We start from the raw sequence: 22037 nt of genomic DNA, 5'->3' as shown, positions 1-22037 counted from the left end.
GCCCGGGCCGGTGACGGCCCGGGGAACGGGGTCAGCCGCTGAACTCGACCGCGGGCGCCGCGGAGGACTGCCTGCGCTCCGCGGGCCCCTCGTCCCCGGTCTCGCGGTCCGGGACGGCCCGGGCTGCCGGCACGGCCTCGGTGGCGGGCTCGTCGGTGGCCGGTCCCTGCGGCGTGACGCCCGCGGCCTCGCCGGCACGGGCGCGGCGGTGGGCCTCGACGACCTCGGACGGGATGCGGCCCCGCTCGGACAGCGTCCAGCCGTTCTCCCGGGCCCAGGCCCGCACCGCGCGGTTGTGCTCGCGGGTCGCGGCGTCCGAGCCGTCCGCACCGCTGCGCCCGGCCGACGGCGCGGACACGCCCGCGTTGCGTCCGGTGCGCGGGGACCCCGCGGTACGCGCGACCCCGACGAACGGGGCGAGCGCGTCCCGCAGCGCCGCGGCGTTGTCCGCGGTCAGGTCGATCTCGAACCGGCGGCCGTCGAGCCCGAAATCGACGGTCTCGTCGGCGTCGCCGCCGGTGATGTCGTCGACCAGCCGGATCGTCTCGACCTTCGCCACTGCAGTTCCTCCCGGTTCGCCGCCCCGGATTCACCCGGGGTCGCCGGAAGCATAACGACGGAGGTTCTCCTAATCGTGGGCGCCCGGCCGGGCGGAACGGCGGAACTCCCGCGCCCGGACCACACTCGGCCTGGTCGGACGCACCTCACGCAGCGTTCCGATCAGGACGGCGAGGCCGATCAGGACAATGACCAGCAGTACTGCGACGACTGCGCCCACGGTGTTCTCCTCGCCGGTCGGTACGCGGCCACCCGCCGCCGGTGAAAGTGCGATGTACCGACGATAGGAGCGTGCCGAATGGGTCGGCGCGGTATTCGAGCAATTCTCGGGCCGTGCCCGCCGGGGGAGGGCCCAGGTTCGCCGTCTGCCCGCCGTTCGCCGACCACCCGGTCGATCCGCTGAGCGTGCACTACCGACGCCTCGTGTGATCCGACGATCATGTGATCCCGCTCTCGCCCGGATGCCGGACGTGATCTAGAATGCTCTACGAGCCGTAGAACACGGTGCCGACGCCGGACCGTTCGAGGGTCCTCCCACCCGGGCGTCGGGCCCCACCGCGCCGCCTCAGCGCCGGAGGTCCGTCCCGGGACGCGGGGACGGAAATGAGGCCACGGGGATGACGGTCGAAGCCGGTCTGGTCAACGCCGACCTGCGCCGCAAGCGGTCGGTGGACCTGGCGCAGCTGATCCACGAGCAGCACGGGGGACCCGTGACGGCGCTGCGCGAGGCTCTGCTGACCTACCCGTACCCGCACCCGGTGGCCGACTGGCACCGCGCGCGGACCGTCGTCCCGGCGATGCGGGGGACCGGCGAACTGACACTGGTGGCCTCGACCGCACCGGACCGGAGCTCCCCGGCGACCGGCGTGGGGATCTGGGAGCTCGCCGTCACCGGGTCGGAGCCGTTGGCGCGCGGCGAGGCCGAGGGGTGGGCGCGCGCGTTGTTCGGGTACCGCTGCGCGCCGCTGGTGTACCGGCGCCGGACGGGCGGGCTGTTCCACCGCCCGACCGGCGTCGAGTTCGTCGTCTTCCACGGGGTGCACGGCCCGATGCACCCCTCCGACGTCGAGGAGTACGGCGCGAACGCCTGCGCCTGAGCGCTCAGAGCCGGTAGGACCGCAGCCAGACGGTCTGGGCGGCCCGGCGGAGCGCCGAGAGCACGTCCTCGGGCAGGACCTGGTCGGTGTCGGTCAGCACGTAGCCGAGGTCGCCGCCGGTGGACAGCGACTGCCCGACGACGTTGACGCCGGCGTCGGCCAGCAGCCGGTTGATGTCGGCGAGCACACCGGGGGTGCTGGTGTGCAGGTAGGCGGTCCGGAACACCCCGGGCGGGTTCAGGGCGCCCACGTTCGGCAGGTTCACCGACAGGGGAGTGGCGCCGAGCTGCACGAAGTCGAGCAGCTTGCGCGAGACGAAGGTGCCGATGCCCTCCTGCGCCTCCTGGGTCGACCCGCCGATGTGCGGGGTCAGGATGACGTTGTCCAGGCCGCGCAGCGGTGAGTCGAACTCGTCGCCCTGGGCCTTGGGCTCGACCGGGAACACGTCGACGGCGGCGCCCGCGAGGTGCCCGGACAGGATGTTCTCCCGCAGGGCGTGCTCGTCGGTGACCATGCCGCGCGAGGCGTTGATGAACATCGAGCGGGGCTTCATCCGGGCGAACTGCTCGGCGCCGAAGAGGCCGGCGTTGCCGGGGCGGCCGTCGACGTGGATGGAGACGACGTCGGACTCGGCCAACAGCGCGTCCAGGCTCGGCATCCGCCGTGCGTTGCCGTGGGCGAGCCGGTCGGCGGTGTCGTAGAACACGACCTGCAGCCCGATGGCCTCGGCCATGTTGGAGAGCTGGGTGCCGATGTTGCCGTAGCCGACGATGCCCAGGGTGCGGCCGCGGAACTCGTGCGCGCCCTTGGCGGACTTGTCCCAGACGCCCTCGTGCATCCGCTGGGTCTTCTCGGTCAGCCGCCGCGCCAGGACCACGATCTCACCGATGACCAGCTCGACGACGCTGCGCGTGTTCGAGTACGGCGCGTTGAACACGGCGATGCCGCGCTCGGCCGCCGCGGTGAGGTCGACCTGGTTGGTGCCGATGCAGAAGCAGCCGACGGCCAGCAGGTCCTTGGCAGCGTCGAGCACCTCGGCGGTGATCGTGGTGTTGGAGCGGATGCCGAGCAGCTGCACACCGGCGAGCGCGTCGTGCAGTTCGTCGCCGCCGAGCGACCCGGGTCGGGTCTCGACCTCGAAGCCGTCGCGTCGGAACGCCTCGGCGGCGCCGGGGTGGATGTTTTCCAGCAACAGGACCTTCACGCGTCCAACCTAGGACGCCGGGAGGTCTCGGAGGCACCGGGGCCGGGTGATCCTTGCGGCATGACGCCGTACGGGGGTAGAACGGTCGTCTCCGGAGGGCAGGCCCGCAACGGCCGAACTGTCATAACGTGCATTATCGGCTCAACGGATCAGTGCGTCCGGCGCCGTGTGAACCGTTCGTCCCCAGTCCTGCTGCATCAGCTGGTCGAGCAACGCCGTCTCCGCTCCGCCCGGGGCGCGTCGCACGCCGGCGAGCACCGGCTCCGACAGGGCCGGCCGGAGCGGCCGCGTCAGGTGCTCCCAGCCGTCGGGTACCGCGGAGAACGGCACCACCGTGACCCCCAGACCTTCTGCGACGAGTCTGACCGCGGTCGAGATCTGTGAGGCCCGGCCGACAGTTCGCGGGGCCGGCCCGTGGTCGGCGAACAGACCGGTCAGGTACTCGTCGAGCTTGCTGGCACGGCGGAAACGCACCCATCCCTCACCCACGAGGTCGTCGAGGGCGATCGGCTCGGCGCGTCGCAGCAACGGATGGCCCGGGGGCAGCACGGCGACGTAGGACTCCTCTCCCAGCTCCCGCACGTCGAACAGGCAGCCCGGCGGGATCTCGTGCACCAGGACCATGTCGAGCGTGCCCTGGCGGGCGCGTCGCTCCATCTCCGCCGGGTCGGGTTCCTCGTGGATGGTGACCTGCAGGCGCGGATGCCGGCGGCGCAGCTCGCCGAGCGCGCGAGGAAGTTGACGAGCCCCGAACCCCAGATAGACGGCGATCACGAGCTCGCCCGACAGATCACCGCCGGCAGCCCGGGCGGCGATGAAGGCCCGCCGGGAGGCCGTCGTGGCGACCTCCGCCTCGGCCAGGAACGCCCGCCCCGCCACGGTCGGACTCATGCCCTGCGGGGTGCGTGTGAACAGGCGCACCCCGACCTGCTTCTCCAGGGTGCCGATCTGCTGGGACAGCGACGGCTGGGCCATGCCCAGCCGTTCGGCGGCGGCGGTGATGCTGCCCTCCTCGGCCACGGTCAACGCGTATTCGTACTGCCGCAGGTTCACGCCGTACCACCTCGATAGACACTCTCTATGGCAAACATAGTGACAGGCCAATTGTGCCTATGGCAATGCGGTGTCACCGTTCGGTCCGTGTCTACTGCTCGGTCGAACGGAGAAGGAACGGGAATGCGTCTCGACAACAAGGTCGCCCTCGTCACCGGCGGAGGGGCGGGGCTGGGTCATGCCATCGCCGCGCGATTCGCGGCCGAGGGTGCCCACGTGTTCATCACGGGTCGCCGGAAGGACGTACTCGACGACGCGGCCGCGTCGATCGCCGGCGAGGTCACGGCGGTTCCCGCGGACTCCACATCGGCCGCCGACCTCGCGGATCTCGCCGAGACCATCCGCCGGGAGGCCGGACGCCTCGACGCCCTCGTCGCCAATGCGGGCATGATCGAGCGAGCCGACCTCGGCGAGGTCACCGAGGACCACTTCGACCGCACCTTCGACATCAACGCGCGCGGGACGATGTTCACCGTCCAGACGATGCTGCCTCTCATGCCGGTCGGCGGGTCGATCGTCCTCGTCGGGTCGATCCAGAGCACCAAGGGTCTTCCCGGGTCGACGACCTACAGCGCCGCGAAAGCGGCGGTGCGGTCCTACGCGCGCGTGTGGGCCGCCGAGTTCGGCGGTCGCGGTCTGCGCGTCAACGTACTGACCCCGGGCCCCTTCGACACCTCCATCATCGACGGACAGGCCGAGTACTTCGGCGAGGACCCCACCGCACTGCGCGCCCGGATGGCGACGCACGTCCCGCTGGGCCGCCTCGGCCGGCCCGAGGAGCTCGCCGGTGCGGCCCTGTTCCTCGCCTCGGACGACAGCACCTTCATGACCGGTGCCGAACTCTGCGTGGACGGCGGCATGGCCCAGGTGTGACCGCTGCCGTGGCGACGAGGGGCGCGCCGACGGCGACGGTCGCCGGCGCGCGACCGTGACGCCGTGGCGTGCGCGGGCTCAGTTCCCGCGGCCGGTCGCGTCCTGCAGCTCGTCGATCCGCTTCGAGGCCTCGGCCTTGGTCATCGCGTCGAGGTTCTCCGGGGCGTCCTGCCCGGCCTGCTGCAGCAGCGTCTCCAGGTAGGAACGCTGCGGGCCGGTCATCGGCTCGTCGCCGGTCGTCCAGTCCGCGGGGTCCTTCTCGGCCGTCCCGGGGTCGACGGCGTCGGTGCTGTGGTCGTTGGTCATGGGTCGAACGTATCTTCGACCGGCACTCCCCGCACGTCGAGCCGTCCCCGCCCCATCGGAACTGTCATAACGGTGACCCGGTCGGTGTCGGTGCCGGTCACTACGCTGCCGCTGTGCCCCTGGACGAGTACCGCCGCCGGCGCGACGCGCGGCGCACGCCCGAGCCGGTGCCCGAGCACGACGCCGGGCCGCCGGGCACCGTCGGCGACCGGTTCGTCGTCCAGGAGCACCATGCGACGGCGCTGCACTGGGACCTGCGGCTCGAACGCGACGGCGTCCTGGCGTCGTGGGCGGTCCCCAAGGGACTACCGGAGGACTCCGAGACCGTCCGGATGGCCGTGCGGACCGAGGACCATCCGCTGGAGTACCTGGAGTTCTCCGGGGAGATCCCGCGCGGCGAGTACGGCGGCGGCGGGATGGCAATCTGGGACCACGGCCGCTACGACACCGAGAAGTGGAACGACCGCGAGATCGCGTTCGTCCTGCACGGCGGGCGCGTCCGCGGCCGCTTCGTGCTGCTGCACCGCAGCTCCGGCGGGCGGAAGGACAACTGGCTGCTGCGCCGCACCCGGGACCAGCCCGACGACATGGACGCCGGGGGTGAGCCGCTCCCCCACGACGTCGTCCTGGCCGTCCCCCGCCCCGCCGACCGGCTGCCCACCGGGGACGGCTGGACGGTCCGCCCGGTCTTCGGTGGCCGCCGGGTGCTGGTGCGGGTCGACGGCGGCCGGCTCTCCCTGCGCCCCGTGGACGGCGACGGCCGGGCCGGGGAGCCGTTCGACCCGCCGGGTGCGCTGCGGGGCCTGGGGCCCGCCCTGGGCGCCGGCGGGCACCTGCTCGACGCCGAGCTGACCGGCCGCGGCGAGCTGTGGGTGGCCGACGTCCTGCACACCGGCGGCCGCGACGTCCGGGCGCTGCCCGCCGAGGAGCGTCGCGCGCTGCTGGAGGAGCTGCCCCTGGACGGGCCGCACCGGCGGGCGGCGCCGTCGTACCCGAACGCGGGCGCCCGGCTGCTCGACGCGGTGCGCGACCAGGGCCTGCCCGGGGTGGTCGCGGTCCGGACCGGTTCCCGGTACCCCGAGGGCGCGGGCGACGACTGGCGGGAGGTCCGGGTGGACGGTGCGAGCCGGAGGGCGGCACAGCGCGGGACCGCACGGCGCGAGGGGTACGGGCGGGCGTCGCTGTCCAACCCGGACAAGGTGCTCTACCCCGCCACCGGCACGACCAAGGCCGACGTGCTGGGGCACTACCTGGCCGTCGCCGAGGCGATGGTGCCGCACCTCGACGCCCGGCCGGCGACGCTCAAGCGCTGGCCGGACGGGGTGGAGGGGTCGTCGTTCTTCGAGAAGAACGTCGCCCGGCACGCGCCGGACTGGCTGCGCACCGCCCGCGTCGGGACGCCCGGCGGCCGGTCGGAGTCCGCGGACTTCGCGGTCCTCGCCGACGCAGAGGGGCTGGCCTGGGCGGCGAACCTGGCCGCGCTGGAGCTGCACGTGCCGCAGTGGCGCCTCGGCCCGCGCGACGGCCGCCACCCGCCGGACCGGGTGGTGTTCGACCTGGACCCGGGTGAGGGCACGACGATCGTGGAGTGCTGCCGCGTGGCGCTGTGGGTGCGGGACCTGCTCGACGAGCACGGACTCGTGGCGTACCCGTCGACGTCGGGCGGCAAGGGGATGCAGCTCTACCTGCCGGCGCGGGTCACCGATCCGGAGCGGACCAGTGAGTTCGCCCGCGAGGTGGCCGAGCGGCTGGCCGAGGAGCACCGTCGCGAGGTGATCGCGGTGATGACCCGGGCCCGTCGGCGCGGGAAGGTCTTCGTCGACTGGAGCCAGAACAACACCGCCAAGACCACCATCGCCTCGTACTCGCTGCGCGGCCGTGAGCGCCCCACCGTCGCGACCCCGGTGACGTGGGCGGAGGTCGAGAGCTGCCGCGAGCCCGCGGACCTGGTGTTCACCCTCGACGACCTGCCGGCCCGGCTGGACACGCACGGGGACCTCATGCACCCCCTGATCGACACCGAGGGTTTCCGGCTCCCCCGTGGTGGCGTGATCGGACGGGTGCCAGGCTGACCGCCGTGCACCACCCGTACCTCGACGGTCCGCACCCCCGCGCCTACGCCCACCGTGGCTGGCACATCGGGGAGCTGGCCGGTTGCGAGAACACCGTCGCCGCGTTCATCGCCGCCGCCGACCACGGTCTGCGCTACGTCGAGATGGACGTGCACGCCAGCGCCGACGGGGTGCCGTTCGTGCACCACGACCCGACGCTGGACCGCACCACCGACGCCACCGGCCGGATCGACGCGCGCCCCGCCGCGGAGCTCGACACCGTGCGGGTCACCGGGGCACAGCGCACCGAGCCGCTGCCGCGGCTGGCCGAGGTGCTCGACGCGGTCCCCGGGGTGCGGGTGACGATCGACCTGAAGTCGGCCGAGGTCGTCGCTCCGACGTTGGCGGTGCTCGACGCCGCCGACGCCTGGGACCGGGTGTGCCTGGGCTCGTTCTCCGTCCGCCGGCTGGGCGTCGCCCGGGCGCTGGCCGGGCCGAGGCTGTGCACGTCGATGGGGCAGGCCGAGGTGGTGGCGCTGCGGGCCCGTGCGTGGGGCGTCCCGAGCCGGCTGCTGCCGGCGTCGGCGGGGGTGTTCGCGCAGGTCCCTCCGATGTTCGGGCCGATCCCGGTGGCGTCGGACCGCCGGTTCGTCGAGGCGGCGCACCGGGCCGGGCACGAGGTGCACGTGTGGACGGTGGACGAGGCCGAGCAGATGCGACGGCTGCTGACCCTCGGGGTGGACGGGCTGCTGTCCGACCGGCCGGACCGGCTGCTCGACGTCGTCGGGAGCTGACCGGGTGGGCGCCTGCGTAGATGATCGGAGGCCGGGTCCCGCGGGCGTCGATACGCTCGCGCCGTGACCGCCTCGACCGCTCCGACCGCAGAGCCGGCCCCGCCCCGCCGATCCCGGCTGTGGGCCTGGGGGCTGTGGGACTGGGGTTCCTCGGGGTTCCAGCACATCGCGCTGACCTTCGTGTTCTCGGTGTACCTGACCGACGCCGTCGGGGCGGACCTGCCGGGCTCGGTGAGTGCGAACAGCTGGCTGGCGTGGTCGACGGCGGCCGCCGGGGTGCTGATCGCGCTGATGGCGCCGGTGGTCGGGCAGAGCGCGGACCGCACGGGGCGGCGGCTGCGGGCGACGGGGGTGTGGACGGCGCTGGTCGTGCTCTGCATGGCCGGGATGTTCTTCGTCCGCGACGACTGGTCCTACCTGTGGCTCGGTCTGCTGCTGCTGGGCATGGCGTCGATCTTCGTCGAGCTGGCGTACGTGTCGTACTACGCGCTGATGGCGCACGTGTCGACGCCGACGACGGTCGGGCGGGTGTCGGGCTTCGGCTGGGCGCTGGGCTACATCGGCGGGATCGTGCTGCTGCTCGGAGTGTACGCGTTCCTGCTGTCCGGCGACGGCGGCCTGCTCGGTGTCCCCACCGCCGACGGGTTGGACGTGCGGATCGCGGTGCTGGTGGCGGCGGTGTGGTTCGCGGTGTTCGCCGCGCCGATGTTCCTCCTGCTGCCCGAGACTCCACCGGTGGCGCCGGACGCACCGAAGCTGGGCGTGGCCGGTTCCTACCGCAGGCTGGTGGCCGACCTGCGCGCGCTCTACCGGGCCAGCCCGCACACGGTGTACTTCCTCGGGGCGAGCGCGCTCTACCGGGACGGCCTCAACGCGGTCTTCGCCTTCGGCGGGGTCCTGGCGGTGACGGTGTACGGGCTGGAGCCGGGCCAGGTGCTGATCTTCGGTGTGGCGATCAACGTGGTCGCGGCGCTGGGCTGTGTGATGGGCGGCCGGCTGGACGACCGGCTGGGGCCCAAGGCCGTCGTGGTGGGGTCGCTCGCCGGGAGTGTGGCGGTGGGTGTGATCCTGCTGTTCGTGTCCGGGCCGACCATGTTCTGGATCTTCGGGCTGGTGCTGGGGCTGTTCGTGGGGCCGGCGCAGGCGTCGTCGCGGTCGTACCTGCTGCGGGTGTGCCCGGCGCAGCAGGAGGGCCAGCTGTTCGGTCTGTACGCGACGACCGGGCGCGCGGTGTCGTTCCTGGCGCCGGCGCTCATCGGCCTGTTCACCTACGTGTTCGGCTCGGACCGGGCCGGGACGATCGGGATCGTGCTGGTCCTGGCGGCGGGCCTGGTCGCATTGCTGCCGGTGCGCTCCCCCGACCGTGCACCGCTCCGGTCGGCTGTGTGAACACTCGTCGACACCCCGGTGGGCACCGTCACACATGGCTGACACGTCACATCGGAGTGTGTAACGGGCGGCGATAGGGAACACTGGCCCATCGGGCGCAGAGCGGGTTACCGCGAGGTAACTCGAGCGGGTCTGTTCTGCCCTGCCGCCGGAATACCGTAGCTCCACGTACGTTACACCCGGTGGCGAAGACGTAACCGTCGAGGTGCTCCCTCGACATCGCGCTACAGGAGGGTGACGCATGGCCGACCGCGTTCTGCGTGGCAGCCGGCTCGGGGCTGTCAGCTACGAGACGGACCGCAACCACGACCTGGCGCCGCGGCAGATGGTCCGTTATGTGTCCGAGTCCGGCTACGAGTTCCAGGTGCCGTTCGCGAACGACGCCGAGGCTCCCGCGACGTGGGAGTCCCCGCAGGGCGGCGTCGGTCGTCGGGTGGACGGGACCGAGCCGGAGCAGAAGAAGCAGAAGCCGCCGCGTACGCACTGGGACATGCTGCTCGAGCGCCGGTCGATCGCCGAGCTCGAGGAGCTGCTCGACGAGCGCCTGGAGCTGCTGCGCGAGCGGCGCGCCGAGATCGCCTGATCCCGGCCGCACCGCAGGCACACACCGGACCACCACCCGGTGACCACGGAGCCCGGATCCCTCAGGGGGTCCGGGCTCCGTCGCGTGCGGGCATGATGACCGGTGATGAACGATCAGCAGACCGGCACCGCCAGCCCCTCCCGCCCCGCCCGGGCGGTCCGCGACCTCGCCGACGACCACGTCCGGCGCCTCGCCGAGCTCGACCCGGTCCTCGCCGGCGACCTCGGCTGGACCGAGCGGCAGGACGAGCTGCCCGACCTCTCCCCCGACGGCACCGCCGCGCTCGTCGCCGCCTGCCGGGAGACCCTGGAGCGGCTGGACACCACCACGGGCGCCCGGCAGCCCGCCGACCCCGACGAGCGTCGCTGCGCGCGGCTGCTGCGTGAGCGTCTCGGCGCCCAGCTCGACCACCTGACCTCCGGGGAGTCGTTGCGTGCGGTGCAGGAGCTGTTCGGACCGCTGGCGACCCTGCGGACCGCGTTCACCCTCATGCCCGTCGACGGCGACGAGGACTGGGCCACCGTCGCCGCGCGGATGGCGCGGGTCCCCGAGGCACTCGCCGGGTACCGGGCGTCGCTGGCCGAGGGCCGCCGTCGCGGGCTGTTCGCCGCGCCGCGCCAGGTGGTGCGGGTGACCGAGCAGATCGACGCCTGGAACGGCGACGCGGGCGGCCGTGGCTGGTTCGCCGGGTTCGCCGCGGACGCCTCCGTCGGTGACGCCGTGCGCGCCGACCTGGACCGCGGTGCGCGGGAGGCGACGGCGGCGCTGGGCGAGCTGCGGGACTGGCTGGCCGCGGAGTACCTGCCGGCCGCGGAGGGGACCCCGGACGGCGTGGGCCCCGACCGGTACCGGATCGCGAACCGGTTCTGGAACGGCGCCGACATCGACACCGTCGAGGTCTACGAGTGGGGCTGGTCGGAGTTCCGCCGGATCCGCGAGGAGATGGCCGTCGAGGCCGCGCGGATCGTGCCCGACGGCAGCGTGCGCGAGGCGATGGAGTTCCTGGAGACCGACGGGGGCTCGACCGGGGTCGTCGTGGGCGGGGAGGCCGCCCGGGCGCACCTGCAGAAGATCATGGACGACACGATCGCCGAGCTCGACGGTGTCCACTTCGACCTGTCCGGCCGGCTTCGGGAGGTCGAGTCCCGGCTGGCGCCGGCGGGCAGCGCGGCGGCGCCGTACTACACACCACCGGCGCTGGACTTCTCGCGGCCGGGCCGGACCTGGCTGCCCGCGAGCGAGGACGACCGCTACCCGCTGTGGGACCTGATCAGCACCTGGTACCACGAGGGCGTCCCGGGCCACCACCTGCAGCTGGCGTCGTGGGCGGTGCGCAGCCGGGAGCTGTCGACGTTCCAGACGTCGCTGGTGGGCGCGGTGAGCGCGGACGTGGAGGGCTGGGCGCTCTACGCGGAGCGGCTGATGGACGAGCTGGGCCACCACTCCGACCCGGGGTCGCGGCTGGGCTACCTCAACGCCCAGATGCTGCGCGCGGTGCGTGTGGTGATCGATCTGGGGATGCACCTGTCGCTGCCGGTCCCCGACGACTCCCCGGTCGGTGCCGGTCAGCGGTGGACCCCGGAGCTGGGGCGGGAGTTCTTCGGCCGGCACGTCGGCGGCGGGGACGCGATGGCCGACTCGGAGCTGCTGCGCTACCTCGGCGGACCGGCCCAGGCGATCGGCTACAAGCTGGGCGAGCGGGCCTGGCTGACCGGGCGGGAGCGGGCCCGGGCCGCGCACGCCGCCCGCGGGGAGGAGTTCGACCTCGCCGCGTGGCACGCCGCCGCGCTCGCGCAGGGCACGCTGGGTCTCGACGACCTGGTGCCGGAGCTGGCGGCCCTGCCGGCGCGCGCCTGAGCGCACCCGGGGGCGCCGCGCGGCTCAGCCGTGTGCGGCGCCCTCGGTGACCGGCCCCGCGGGGCGCTGGGGGGTGTCGCGGCCGAGCCGGTGCGACAGGCCCCAGCAGGTGACCCGCCACAGCGCCTCGGCGACGATGCCGCCGCTCATCTTGGAGGCGCCGCGCTCGCGCTCGGTGAAGGTGATCGGGACCTCGCTGACCCGGAACCCGGCCTGCAGGGCCCGCCAGGCCATGTCCACCTGGAAGCAGTAGCCCTGGGAGGCGACCGAGTCCAGGTGCAGCTGCTCGAGCACGGTGCGCCGGTAGACGCGGTAGCCGCCGGTGATGTCGCGCAGCGGCACGCCGAGTGCGAGGCGGGAGTAGAGATTGCCGCCGCGGGAGAGGAGCTCGCGGTGCCATGGCCAGTTCACGACGCGCCCGCCGGGCACGTAGCGGGAGCCGAGGACGACGTCGGCGTCGGTCAGGGCGGCGAGCAGCGCGGGAAGGTCCTCGGGGGCGTGCGAGCCGTCGGCGTCCATCTCGACGACGACCTGGTGCTCGCCGGTCAGCGCGTGCCGGAAGCCGTCGAGGTAGGCGGCGCCGAGGCCGTCCTTGCCGGAGCGGTGCAGGACGCGGACGCGTTCGTCGGCGGCGGCGAGGGCGTCGGCGAGCTCTCCGGTGCCGTCGGGGCTGGCGTCGTCGACGACGAGCACGTCGGCGTCGGGCAGCGCGGCGTGCAGCCGCGCGACGGCGGGACCGAGGTTCTCCCGCTCGTCGTAGGTGGGAACCACGACCAGGACCGGGCCCGGCGGTTCGACCATGCTCGTCCTCTCCCCCGCCCGATCGGTGTCGACCGGGCGACCCTACCCGTACCGACCGCACCTGCTCGGTCACCGCTCGTCGTGCTGCGGCGGAGCGCGGTCGTGCGGACAGCGTAGTGGAGCGCCGCGACCGCCCGACGCGGCGGCATCGGACGCGGGACCGGGCCCGGGGCGGGAGCGGGCGCGGGACGGGGGCTGCGGTCAGCGGGTCCCGGCGAGCAGATGGGCGTTGCCCAGCGCCTCCAGGACACCGCCGCGGGCCCGGCCGCCGGTGTTCTCGCCGGGGAGGAACCACTCGTAGCCGTAGGCGGCGGCGAAGCCCGCCTCGTCGACCGCGTCCGGGGCGATCTGGCTGGCGTGGGCGAGCATCGCGGCCCGCTTCACGGCGAGCTCGGCCGGGCCGCCCCCGACGGCCACGGCGATCTCGGCGGTGACCCGGCCGTAGCCGACACCCGCGGCGTGCGCGGCGCCGTGGACGAGGTGCCGGTCGCGCGCGGCCAGCGCGAGGTGCTCCCGGTCGACGGTCATCCGGTAGCCGTGGGCGCCGGTGAGCGAGCAGGCGATGGCGCCCGCGGCGTGTGCGGCGCGGTGGTCGGGATGGCCGTAGATGCCGGCGTCGTCGTCGTGCAGGACGGTGCCCGCGCCCTCGGCGTCGACGATCTCGGCGACGGCGCGGCCGAGCGCGACGGGGTCGGCGCCGGCGAGGGCGCGCGGGTGGCGCAGGCCGGGGCCGCCGGGCAGGCCGGAGTCGCGGTGCCCGAGCAGCACCAGCCGGTGCACGCCGAGCAGGGCGGCGGCGTCGGTGAGCTCGCGGCGGCGGCGGTCGGGGACGGTCTCGCCGGGTTCCAGGGGGAGACGGGACCCGCCGAGGTCGCCGCCGGTGGCCATGACGAGCACGACGCGGGCGCCCGCGTCGGCGAGGCGGCGCAGGGTCAGGCCGGTGAAGATCGACTCGTCGTCGGGGTGGGCGTGCAGGGCCAGGACGGTCTGGCCGGAGAGGGTGTGCACCTGGTGATCGCTTCGCGTGCGGGGCCGGGGCGGCCGGTACGGACACGGGTCCGGAGCGGGTCGGTACCCGGGCGGCGCGAGCGGTCCACGGACGGTGAGCCGGGACGGCGGTGTCAGCCGCGCGGGGACGGACCCCGACGACAGCGACACGCGGCGGCGCGCACGGGGCGCGCGGCGGCGGCGGTCGTCGGCTCGATCACGCGGGAGATGATGGCAGGGGCGCCGTCACGGGTCCACACCGGGGCCCCGCGACGGCGCTCACACCGGTCAGACGGTGCTCTTCGGCATGATCAGCCAGAGCGCCAGGTAGATGACGAACTGCGGGCCGGGCAGCAGGCAGGACAGCACGAACAGGAACCGCACGGTGTTGCGACCCATCCCGAAACGGTCGGCCAGCCCGGCGCAGACCCCGGCGATCACCTTCCCGTTGCGGGGACGGACGAGACGCTGGGTCACGGGCATGTTCACGGGGTGCTCCTTCGTGGTGCGGGTGGGACCTCCCCCACCCTGGCACCACCGGGGCCCGGCGCGCTCGGGGAACACCCGGAGGGTGACCCCGAACGCGCCCCGGGGGTCGTTACAGGACGACGAGGTCGCGGGCGGTGGTGTTGAGCCGCTCCACGCCGTCGGCGGTGACGACGACGATGTCCTCGATCCGGGCACCCCACCTGCCGGCCTGGTAGATCCCGGGCTCGATCGAGAAGGTCATGCCCTCGGTGAGGACGAGGTCGTTGCCGCCGACGATGTAGGGCTCCTCGTGCACGTCGAGGCCGATGCCGTGCCCGGTGCGGTGGATGAAGTGCTCACCGTGCCCGGCGGCGGCGATGTGCTCGCGGGCGGCGGCGTCGATGTCGGCGGCGGTGGCACCGGGCCGGACCGCGGCGACGGCGCGCTCCTGGGCCTCCTGCAGCACCGCGTAGGTCTCCTTGACGTCCGCTCCGGGCTCGCCGCCGACGGCGTAGGTGCGGGTGCAGTCGGAGTTGTAGCCGCCGGGCAGCGGTCCGCCGATGTCGATGACGACGACGTCGCCGGCCTCGATCACGCGGTCGGAGACGTCGTGGTGCGGGCTGGCGCCGTTGGGGCCGGAGCCGACGATGACGAACGCGGCCTCGGCGTGGCCCTCGGCGATGATCGCGGCGGTGATGTCGGCGCCGACCTCGGCCTCGGTGCGGCCGGGGCGCAGGAACTCGCCCATCCGCCGGTGCACCCGGTCGATGGCGGCGCCGGCCTCGCGCAGGCGGTCGATCTCGGCCGGGTCCTTGCGCATGCGGAGCTCGCGCAGCACGGTGCCGCCGAGGTACTGCGGGACGTCGGGGAAGGCATGGCGCAGGCCGAGGACGTGGCGGGCGGGCATGTCGTCGTCGACCGACATCCGGGTGGGGCCGCCGGCGAGGTCGCTGACCAGCAGGTACGGGTCCTCGCCGTCGGTCCAGGTGACCAGGTCGATGCCGAGCGCCTCCAGCGGCACACCGGCGAACCCGGGCGCCTCCAGCGACGGGACGACGAGCGCGGGCGGCGCCCGGTGCCCGGCGGCCGGGACGATCAGGCAGGTCAGGCGCTCGTGCGAGGACCCGTCGAACCCGGTCAGGTAGCGCAGGTCGGTTCCCGGGGTCAGGAACAGCACGTCGGTGCCCTGCTCGGCGGCGTGCTCACCGGCACGGCGCAGCCGGTCGGCGAGCAGCTCGGTGGGGACGGCATCGGTCATGACCGTGAGCGTAGGCGGGCACGGGGGGTACACGACCGCCACCCGGAGCACCGCGGCGTGGGCCGGGCGGGGGCCGGTGGGCGTCCGGACGCGCTGCGTGACCGGACGCCTGCGGAGCCGGAGCGCGGGTCAGTCGGTGTCGAGTGCGGTGGGGTGCGCGGTGACGGTCCCGGCGAGCTCGACGAGCTTGACGTTGAGGTCCTGGGAGGTGCGGCGGAGCACGTCGAAGGCCTCCTCGGCGGTGAGCCCGCGGCGCGCCATCAGGATGCCCTTGGCCTGGCCGATCACGTCGCGCGAGGCGATCGCCTGGCGCAGCTGGGTCTCCTGGAGCCCGGCGTCGGACACGGCGACGCAGGTGGCCAGGGCCAGCGACGCGTGCGTGGCGAGCAGCATCAGGCGGTCGCGGTCGGCGGAGGTGAACGCCCGGCGGTCGGTGGCGTAGACGTTGAGCGCGCCGGGCAGCCGCGGCGGCTCGGCGTCGGGGATCAGCGAGACCGCCAGCACCGAGTGGAACCCGTGCCCGACGGCGGCGTGGGCGAAGTCGCTCCAGCGGCTCTCGGCGGCGAGGTCGTCGGAGGAGGCCAGCGCGGGGCCGTCGGCGCGGGCGGCCTCGACACAGGGGCCGCGGCCGCTGGTGTACTGGGCCTCGTCGATCGACGAGGCGGCGGGGTCGGTCTCGACGGGGGTGTGGAAGCGGCCGTCGTCGTCGCGGAGGGTGACGCTGACCATGTCCGCGCCGGGCACGACCCGGCGGACCGCGGCGACGACCCGGGCGAGGACGTCGGCGACCGAGCCGGAGGCGAGCAGGGCGCCGGTGAGGGCGGCGAACTCGCGGGCGAGCGGGCCGGTGTCGGCCAGGGCGTCCTCGGCGGGGCCACCGCGCTGCTCGGTGACGACGAACAGGTCCCGCTCGGCGGTCCAGTCGTCGCGCCCGGTGACCGCAGCAGGTCCGCTGTTCGTGGTGGTTCCGCTGTTCTCCACACCGGGCATTCTGCACGGTCCGCGCGGGTGCGGCGCCCACCCGGGTACGGCGGCGGTGCCAGACTCGCGGCATGAGTGAGCGCCCGCTGATGCTGCTGGACTCCGCGAGCATGTACTTCCGTGCCTACTTCGGCGTGCCGGAGAGCGTCACCGCGCCGGACGGGACGCCGGTGAACGCGGTGCGCGGGTTCACCGACATGATCGCGCGGCTGGTCACCGAGCACCGCCCGGTGCGGCTGGTGGCCTGCCTCGACCTGGACTGGCGGCCGGCGTTCCGGGTGGACGCGCTGCCGTCGTACAAGGCGCACCGGGTGGAGGCGGGCCGGGCCGGCGACGAGGTGCCGGCCGGCGTGCCCGAGGAGGTGCCGGACACCCTCGCCCCGCAGGTACCGCTGATCATGGAGGTGCTGGCCGCGGCGGGGATCGCGACCGGCGGGGCCGTGGGCTGCGAGGCCGACGACGTGATCGGGACCCTGGCCCACCGGGAGGCCTCCGACCCGGTGCTGGGGGTGTCCGGGGACCGGGACCTCATGCAGATCGTGCGCGACGCCCCGCCGGTGCGGCTGCTCTACATCGGCCGCGGGCTGAACAAGGCCGAGAACCTGGGCCCGGACGACGTCGCGGAGAAGTTCGGGGTGCCCCGGGAGCGGGCGGGCGCGGCGTACGCGGAGATGGCGATGCTGCGCGGGGACCCCTCCGACGGGCTGCCCGGCGTGCCCGGGGTCGGTGCGAAGACGGCGGCGACGCTGGTCGGCCGGTTCGGCTCGTGGGCGGAGCTGCTGGCCGCGGTCGGCGACGGCGACGCCCGGATCGGGGCGGGGCCGCGGGCGAAGCTGGCGGCGGCGCGGGACTACCTCGACGTCGTCGAGCCGGTGGTGCGGGTGCGGACCGACGCCGAGGTCGACCTGAGCCGCGACGACGTGCTCCCGGCGTCGTTCGCCGACCCGGACCGGCTCGACGAGCTGGCACGGCGGTGGGGTCTGGAGTCGTCGGTGGGCCGGCTGCGGAAGGCCCTGGACGCGGCGGCGTCGTCGTGACCTGCCCGGACCACGGGCTGCCGGTCCCGCCGTCGTCGGCGTACGACGAGGCCGTGGCCCGGGAGACCGCGGTGCGCGCGGCGGCGGCCGACCCGATCACCTCCCCCCACGACGGCGCCCCCGCCGCGGTGCGGGAGGCGGTGGCGGCCGCGGTCGAGGAGCTGCGGGACGAGCTGCTGGCGCTGTCGCACGACCTGCACGCCCACCCGGAGACCGCGTTCTCCGAGCACCGCTCGGTCGCCGCGGTGGCCGCGCTGCTGGCCGGGCACGGGGTCGACGCCGCCGTCGGCGTGCACGGGCTGGACACGGCGTTGCGGGCGACGCTCGGCTCCGGGGACGGCCCGACGGTCGCGGTGCTCGCCGAGTACGACGCGCTGCCCGGCATCGGGCACGCCTGCGGGCACAACGTGATCTGCTCGGCGGCGGTGGGCGCGTTCCTGGCGCTGGCGCGGGTGCTCGCCGCGCACCCGGTGGGCGGCACCGTGGTGCTGCTCGGCACGCCGGCGGAGGAGGGCGGCGGCGGGAAGGAGACGATGGCCCGCGACGGTGCGTTCGACGGCGTCGACGCCGCGGTGATGCTGCACCCGTTCGCCCACGACATCGCCGACCACCCGTTCCTGGGGCGCCGCCAGCTGGAGGTCACCTACCACGGGGTCGCCGCGCACGCCTCGGCCCAGCCGCACCGGGGCCGCAACGCCCTGGACGCGGTCGTCCTGGGCTACCAGGGGATCGCGATGCTGCGCCAGCACATCCCCGACGCCGACCGGGTGCACGGCGTCGTCGTCGACGGCGGGCAGGCGCCCAACGTCGTGCCGGAGCGGGCGTCGGCGCGCTACTACCTGCGCTCGCAGCGCCCGGAGACGTTGCGGGACCTGACCACGCGGGTGGAGGCGATCGCCGTCGCGGCGGCGGCGATGACCGGCTGCGGCCACACCCTGGAGTGGGACCCGCGCCCGCCGTACCTGCCGATCCGCCACAACCGGACCCTCGCCGCGCGCTGGGCGGTGCACCAGGCCGGGCGGGGGCGCACGGTGTACCCGCGCGGGGTGGTGCCGGAGTCCGAGACCGGGTCGACCGACCTGGGCAACGTCTCGCTGCGGGTGCCGTCGATCCATCCGATGATCGCGATCGCGGAGCCGGGCACCGCGCTGCACACCACCGGGTTCGCCGAGGCCGCGGCGGGCGCGGCCGGGGACCGCGCGGTGCTCGACGGCGCCGCCGGGCTGGCGACGGTGGTGGCCGACCTGCTGTACGACGAGGCGCTTTGCGGGGCGGTCGCGGCGGAGTTCGCCGAGGCGGGCGGCCCGGTGGACGTGCCCGCGTTCTTCGACTGAGGCTCAGCCGCCGTGGCCTGCGGTGCGGCGCTCCCGCGGCGCGGCGCGGGTGTGGATCTTCTCGCCCTGTGGGCCGAACAGACTGAGGAGCTCGACGGCGCGGTCGCGGTCGGCGGAGCCGAACCAGTGCGGGACGTGGGTGTCGAACTCGGCGGCCTCCCCGGCGCCGAGCACGACGTCGTGCCCGCCGAGGACCAGGCGCAGCCTGCCGTCGAGGACGTAGAGCCACTCGTAGCCCTCGTGCACCCGCGGGTCGGGCTCGTCGCCGCGGAACGGGATGAGCATCTTGAACGCCTGCAGCCCGCCGGGGCGCTCGGTCAGCGGGACGACGGTCATCCCGTTGGCCCGGCGCGGCCGCAGCCGCACCCGCGGGTCGCCGACCGGTGGGGCGGCGACGAGCTCGTCGAGCGGCACCTGGTGGGCGGCCGCGATCGGGAGCAGCAGCTCCAGGGTCGGACGGCGCCCGCCGGACTCGAGGCGCGACAGCGTGCTCACCGAGATACCGGTGGCCTCCGACAGGTCGGCCAGGGTCATGCCGTGCGCGGTGCGCAGCCCGGCCAGCCGGGGGCCGACGCCGGCCAGGGTGTCCGCGATCGCCTCGTCCACTCCGACAGTTTGCCATCCCGGCAACGATGTTTGCCAGTGCCGCGCTGCGGCGCGCAGGGTGGTGCCATGACCTCCTCTCCCGCAGACCCGTTCGGTGCCGCGTCCGAGCGCCGGGTCGCCGCGCTCGTCGCGGACGACCGGGTGCACGGACTCGCCACCGCCACCACCGCTGCCGCGACGCCCACCCCGCCCACCCGACCCACCGGAGGAGCCACCGTGACGGAGGACCGCTGGTCCGCGGCGTTCTGGGACGCCCACTACGACACCCGACCGCAGATCTGGAGCGGCGACGCCAACGCCGCCCTCGTCGCCGAGGCCGCGGACCTGCCGCCCGGGCGGGCGCTCGACGTCGGCTGCGGGGAGGGCGGCGACGCGGTCTGGCTCGCCGCGCGGGGCTGGCGGGTGGACGCCGTCGACGTCTCCCCCGTCGCGGTGGAGCGGGCCCGGGCCGCCGTGCAGCGGGCCGGGTGGGCCGACGCGGTCACCCTCACCGCCGCCGACCTGCGCTCCGACCCGCCCGCCGCGGGCGTCTACGACCTGGTCAACGCCCAGTTCCTGCACCTGCCCCCGGACGTGCGCCGCCCGCTGTACGCCGCGCTCGCCGACGCCGTCGCACCCGGTGGGACGCTGCTGCTGGTGCTGCACCACCCGCGCGACCTGGCCGCCGGGATCCCGCGCCCGCCGGAGCCGGAGCTGTTCCCCGACGAGCACGAGCTCGCCGGTGCGCTCGACCCGGACCGGTGGGAGGTGCTGGTCGCCGACGCGCGGCCGCGGCCGGTGACGCTGCCCGACGGCAGCACGGTGACCGGCCACGACGCGGTCGTCCGGGCCCGCCGCCGGGCCTGAGCGTCCGCGTCGCGGGCGGGGACGCTCAGAAGAACGTGCCGCACCACGGCGCCGGTCCGGGCACCGCGAACAGCGCGTCCGCCCGGACCCGGGCGCCGGGAGTGTGCTCGCGCCAGCGGCCCGCCGCCACCAGCGACGACGGCGACCGGTCGCCGAGGAACGCCGCCGCCAGTGCGTCGACGGTGCACTCCAGGTCGGGATCGGTGCCGGCGGCGGGCTCGGCGGCGCCGTCGGCGAGACGCCAGGTGCCGGTGTCGCCGAGGAACGCGTCGTGCACCCGCAGCACGACCGGTCCGCCGGGGCCCCAGGCGCGGGCCCGCAGCGCGGCGTCCGGGTCGAGCAGGCGCAGCCACAGGTCGTCGCCGCGGCCGGTGACCCGGTGGGCCCGGGAGTCGGCCAGCACCAGATCGAGGTCCTCGTCGAGGGGACGTGCCCAGCTCGTCACCGCGCCGGCCAGGTCGAGGCCGGTCAGGAACCGCCACAGCCCGGCGGTCGCGGAGGGCCCGGCGGCCCAGAGCTGCTGCAGCCGGACCTCGTCCGTGCCGCCGGTGGCCAGGTCGCCCTCCGCGACACCCCACACCACGAACCCGTCGTCGACGCCGTCGGTGCCGGTGTGCACCGCCACGCCCTTGTACTCGCCGGCGGGCGGGCCCGCGGGGCGCAGCGCCCGCCGCCACCAGCGCGCGGAGCGTGTCATCCCGCCCGGGCGGTCCGCGGCGAGGCGTTCCTGCAGGCCGGGCAGCAGCGCGGTCGCCTCGTCGGGGTCGAGCATCCGCACCGTGCCCCCGGCCGGGGCCTCCGGGCGCCACGCGGCCCCCGCCGTGACGCGGACCTGGTCGGCGCGGGAGGCGACGCCGTAGCCGTAGCGACCGTAGATGCCGGCCTCCGAGGCGCGGAGCACCGCGGCGACGTCGCCGCGGTCGCGGGCCGCGGTCAGCTGGGCGCGCATGAGCGCGGTCAGGCGCCCGGCACGGGTCCGGTCGGGTCGCACCCCGACGCCGCTCACCGCGGCGGCGGGGACCCGGGCCCCGCCGGGCAGGGTCAGCCGGGTCGGGAAGGAGTACGCCGACCCGACGAGCGCACCGGAGGAGTCCGCGACGCCGAGCCAGTGCTCGTCGGGGGCCTGCCCGTGGGCCTCCCACGCGTCGTCGGTGACCGGGCCGTGGTGCAGGGTGCCCAGGAACAGGTCGAACGCGCGGCGCCGGTCGGCGGGGTCGGTCAGGGTCCGGACCGTGTGAGGGGCGACGGTCGGCGGGGCGGGGTACGGGGCGAACGGGTCATCGGGGCTCACATCCGACGAGCCTCGCGTCCGCGCGCCCCGTGCGCCAGCCGATTACCCGGCCCGCCACCGCAGCCCGGTCAGACCCGCCCGACCTGGTAGTCGCCCTGGTCGCTGGTCACGACCACGGGGACCTCGACCTGCTCGCCGTCGACGACGGCCTGGCAGGTGAACTGCGTGCCGGCCGACACCTCGACGTCCTCCGGGCAGGCGATCGCACCGACCTGCAGGCCGTAGTCCTGGGTGAGGACCTGGTTGACCCCGGCCTGCAGCGCGGTGCGGTCGAGCCGGTCGCTGCCGAGCACGCCCGCCCAGAACAGGGCACCGACCACGAGTGCGGCCACCACCACGGCGCCGACCCCGGCCAGGATGTACAGCCGCGTCCGCGACGGGGAGCGGACCGCGTCCCGGGAGACCCAGGGCTCGTCCTCACCGGGCCCGGGGTTCTGCCACCCGCCCGGCCCGGACCCGCCGTCGGCCGGGACGGCCGCGGTGGTCTGCGCATCGGCCCAGGGCGACCCGGGTGACGACGTGGGGACGGCGTCGGTGGGGGCTCCGGTCTCGGCGGCCCGGCGACGGGCGCGGCGCCCGGTCGGGACGGCCCATCCGCCGTCGGTGCCGGTGTCGGAGCCCGCCTCGTCGCCCCACAGCGACTCGCCGCGGGCCGGGTCCCCG

At 75.0% G+C, this 22037-nt stretch carries 22 protein-coding genes; 10 read left to right on the top strand and 12 right to left on the bottom strand.

Features of this window, described 5'->3' with window-relative positions:
- Positions 1-31: 31 nt before the first annotated feature.
- Positions 32-559, bottom strand: coding sequence for an Lsr2 family protein (locus NH602_RS07570; RefSeq protein ID WP_308292817.1), 528 nt, complete (start codon positions 557-559; stop codon positions 32-34).
- Between the two features lie 616 nt (positions 560-1175).
- Here NH602_RS07570 and NH602_RS07565 point away from each other — a divergent pair.
- Positions 1176-1655 carry a hypothetical protein gene (locus NH602_RS07565; RefSeq protein ID WP_100877751.1) on the top strand — a complete coding sequence of 160 codons (480 nt, stop codon included), beginning with the start codon at positions 1176-1178 and terminating at the stop codon, positions 1653-1655.
- Between the two features lie 4 nt (positions 1656-1659).
- On the opposite strand, the gene serA is transcribed toward NH602_RS07565, so the two are convergent.
- Complete coding sequence (serA, locus tag NH602_RS07560) at positions 1660-2859, bottom strand: phosphoglycerate dehydrogenase (protein ID WP_073574861.1); 1200 nt, start codon at positions 2857-2859, stop codon at positions 1660-1662.
- Positions 2860-3000: 141 nt separating this feature from the next.
- Complete coding sequence (locus NH602_RS07555; RefSeq protein WP_253067409.1) at positions 3001-3912, bottom strand: LysR family transcriptional regulator; 912 nt, start codon at positions 3910-3912, stop codon at positions 3001-3003.
- A gap of 123 nt (positions 3913-4035) precedes the next feature.
- Here NH602_RS07555 and NH602_RS07550 point away from each other — a divergent pair, with 123 nt between their 5' ends.
- Positions 4036-4785, top strand: a complete 750-nt coding sequence (locus NH602_RS07550) for an SDR family NAD(P)-dependent oxidoreductase (RefSeq protein ID WP_253067408.1) — start codon at positions 4036-4038, stop codon at positions 4783-4785.
- A gap of 78 nt (positions 4786-4863) precedes the next feature.
- On the opposite strand, the gene NH602_RS07545 is transcribed toward NH602_RS07550, so the two are convergent.
- A complete protein-coding gene (locus NH602_RS07545; protein WP_073574858.1) occupies positions 4864-5091 on the bottom strand; it encodes a DUF3072 domain-containing protein in 228 nt (75 codons plus the stop codon).
- Positions 5092-5204: 113 nt separating this feature from the next.
- On the opposite strand from NH602_RS07545, the gene ligD reads away from it, so the two are divergent.
- The 5 genes from ligD (at position 5205) to NH602_RS07515 (ending at position 11765) form a co-directional block, all read left to right on the top strand.
- The gene (gene ligD, locus NH602_RS31830) at positions 5205-7163 is read left to right on the top strand and encodes a non-homologous end-joining DNA ligase (protein WP_308292816.1); all 1959 of its coding nucleotides are present in this window, start codon (positions 5205-5207) and stop codon (positions 7161-7163) included.
- Positions 7164-7168: 5 nt separating this feature from the next.
- Positions 7169-7936, top strand: coding sequence for a glycerophosphodiester phosphodiesterase family protein (locus NH602_RS07530; protein WP_253067407.1), 768 nt, complete (start codon positions 7169-7171; stop codon positions 7934-7936).
- Positions 7937-7999: 63 nt separating this feature from the next.
- Complete coding sequence (locus NH602_RS07525; protein WP_253067406.1) at positions 8000-9325, top strand: MFS transporter; 1326 nt, start codon at positions 8000-8002, stop codon at positions 9323-9325.
- 241 nt (positions 9326-9566) lie between these two features.
- On the top strand, positions 9567-9908 hold the full coding sequence (locus NH602_RS07520) for an RNA polymerase-binding protein RbpA (RefSeq protein ID WP_020627709.1): 342 nt from the start codon (positions 9567-9569) through the stop codon (positions 9906-9908).
- A gap of 105 nt (positions 9909-10013) precedes the next feature.
- The gene (locus NH602_RS07515; protein ID WP_253067405.1) at positions 10014-11765 is read left to right on the top strand and encodes a DUF885 domain-containing protein; all 1752 of its coding nucleotides are present in this window, start codon (positions 10014-10016) and stop codon (positions 11763-11765) included.
- 24 nt (positions 11766-11789) lie between these two features.
- Here the strand turns inward: NH602_RS07515 and NH602_RS07510 are convergent, their stop codons facing one another.
- The 5 genes from NH602_RS07510 to NH602_RS07490 all read right to left on the bottom strand — a co-directional run bounded on the left by NH602_RS07510 (position 11790) and on the right by NH602_RS07490 (position 16260).
- Positions 11790-12566, bottom strand: a complete 777-nt coding sequence (locus NH602_RS07510; protein WP_073574854.1) for a polyprenol monophosphomannose synthase — start codon at positions 12564-12566, stop codon at positions 11790-11792.
- Between the two features lie 201 nt (positions 12567-12767).
- Entirely contained in the window at positions 12768-13574 is an 807-nt protein-coding gene (locus NH602_RS07505; RefSeq protein ID WP_073574853.1) for a PIG-L deacetylase family protein, read from the bottom strand.
- Between the two features lie 267 nt (positions 13575-13841).
- The gene (locus tag NH602_RS07500) at positions 13842-14036 is read right to left on the bottom strand and encodes a PspC domain-containing protein (protein WP_073575328.1); all 195 of its coding nucleotides are present in this window, start codon (positions 14034-14036) and stop codon (positions 13842-13844) included.
- Positions 14037-14151: 115 nt separating this feature from the next.
- A complete protein-coding gene (locus NH602_RS07495) occupies positions 14152-15279 on the bottom strand; it encodes a Xaa-Pro peptidase family protein (protein WP_253067404.1) in 1128 nt (375 codons plus the stop codon).
- Positions 15280-15408: 129 nt separating this feature from the next.
- On the bottom strand, positions 15409-16260 hold the full coding sequence (locus tag NH602_RS07490) for a GAF and ANTAR domain-containing protein (RefSeq protein WP_374210141.1): 852 nt from the start codon (positions 16258-16260) through the stop codon (positions 15409-15411).
- A 71-nt stretch (positions 16261-16331) separates the two neighbouring features.
- Here NH602_RS07490 and NH602_RS07485 point away from each other — a divergent pair, with 71 nt between their 5' ends.
- Together NH602_RS07485 and NH602_RS07480 are read left to right on the top strand one after the other, a co-directional pair.
- Positions 16332-17297 (top strand): 5'-3' exonuclease, encoded by a 966-nt coding sequence (locus NH602_RS07485; RefSeq protein WP_073574851.1) that lies wholly within the window; start codon positions 16332-16334, stop codon positions 17295-17297.
- The gene (locus NH602_RS07480; protein WP_253067403.1) at positions 17294-18631 is read left to right on the top strand and encodes a M20 family metallopeptidase; all 1338 of its coding nucleotides are present in this window, start codon (positions 17294-17296) and stop codon (positions 18629-18631) included. The genes NH602_RS07485 and NH602_RS07480 overlap by 4 nt, the downstream gene beginning before the upstream one ends.
- Positions 18632-18634: 3 nt before the next feature.
- On the opposite strand, the gene NH602_RS07475 is transcribed toward NH602_RS07480, so the two are convergent.
- The gene (locus tag NH602_RS07475) at positions 18635-19237 is read right to left on the bottom strand and encodes a helix-turn-helix domain-containing protein (RefSeq protein WP_301548889.1); all 603 of its coding nucleotides are present in this window, start codon (positions 19235-19237) and stop codon (positions 18635-18637) included.
- Between the two features lie 66 nt (positions 19238-19303).
- Between NH602_RS07475 and NH602_RS07470 the strand changes: the two genes are divergently transcribed.
- Entirely contained in the window at positions 19304-20083 is a 780-nt protein-coding gene (locus NH602_RS07470; RefSeq protein ID WP_253067402.1) for a cyclopropane-fatty-acyl-phospholipid synthase family protein, read from the top strand.
- Positions 20084-20108: 25 nt separating this feature from the next.
- Here the strand turns inward: NH602_RS07470 and NH602_RS07465 are convergent, their stop codons facing one another.
- Together NH602_RS07465 and NH602_RS07460 are read right to left on the bottom strand one after the other, a co-directional pair.
- A complete protein-coding gene (locus NH602_RS07465) occupies positions 20109-21374 on the bottom strand; it encodes a GNAT family N-acetyltransferase (RefSeq protein WP_253067401.1) in 1266 nt (421 codons plus the stop codon).
- Between the two features lie 68 nt (positions 21375-21442).
- A partial coding sequence (locus NH602_RS07460; protein ID WP_253067400.1) for a DUF4333 domain-containing protein occupies positions 21443-22037 on the bottom strand: 595 nt, incomplete at its 5' end.

This window comes from Pseudonocardia sp. McavD-2-B, assembly GCF_024124365.1.
In the GTDB taxonomy this organism is placed as follows: Bacteria; Actinomycetota; Actinomycetes; order Mycobacteriales; family Pseudonocardiaceae; genus Pseudonocardia; species Pseudonocardia alni.
This window is presented reverse-complemented; position numbering and strand designations above follow the sequence as displayed.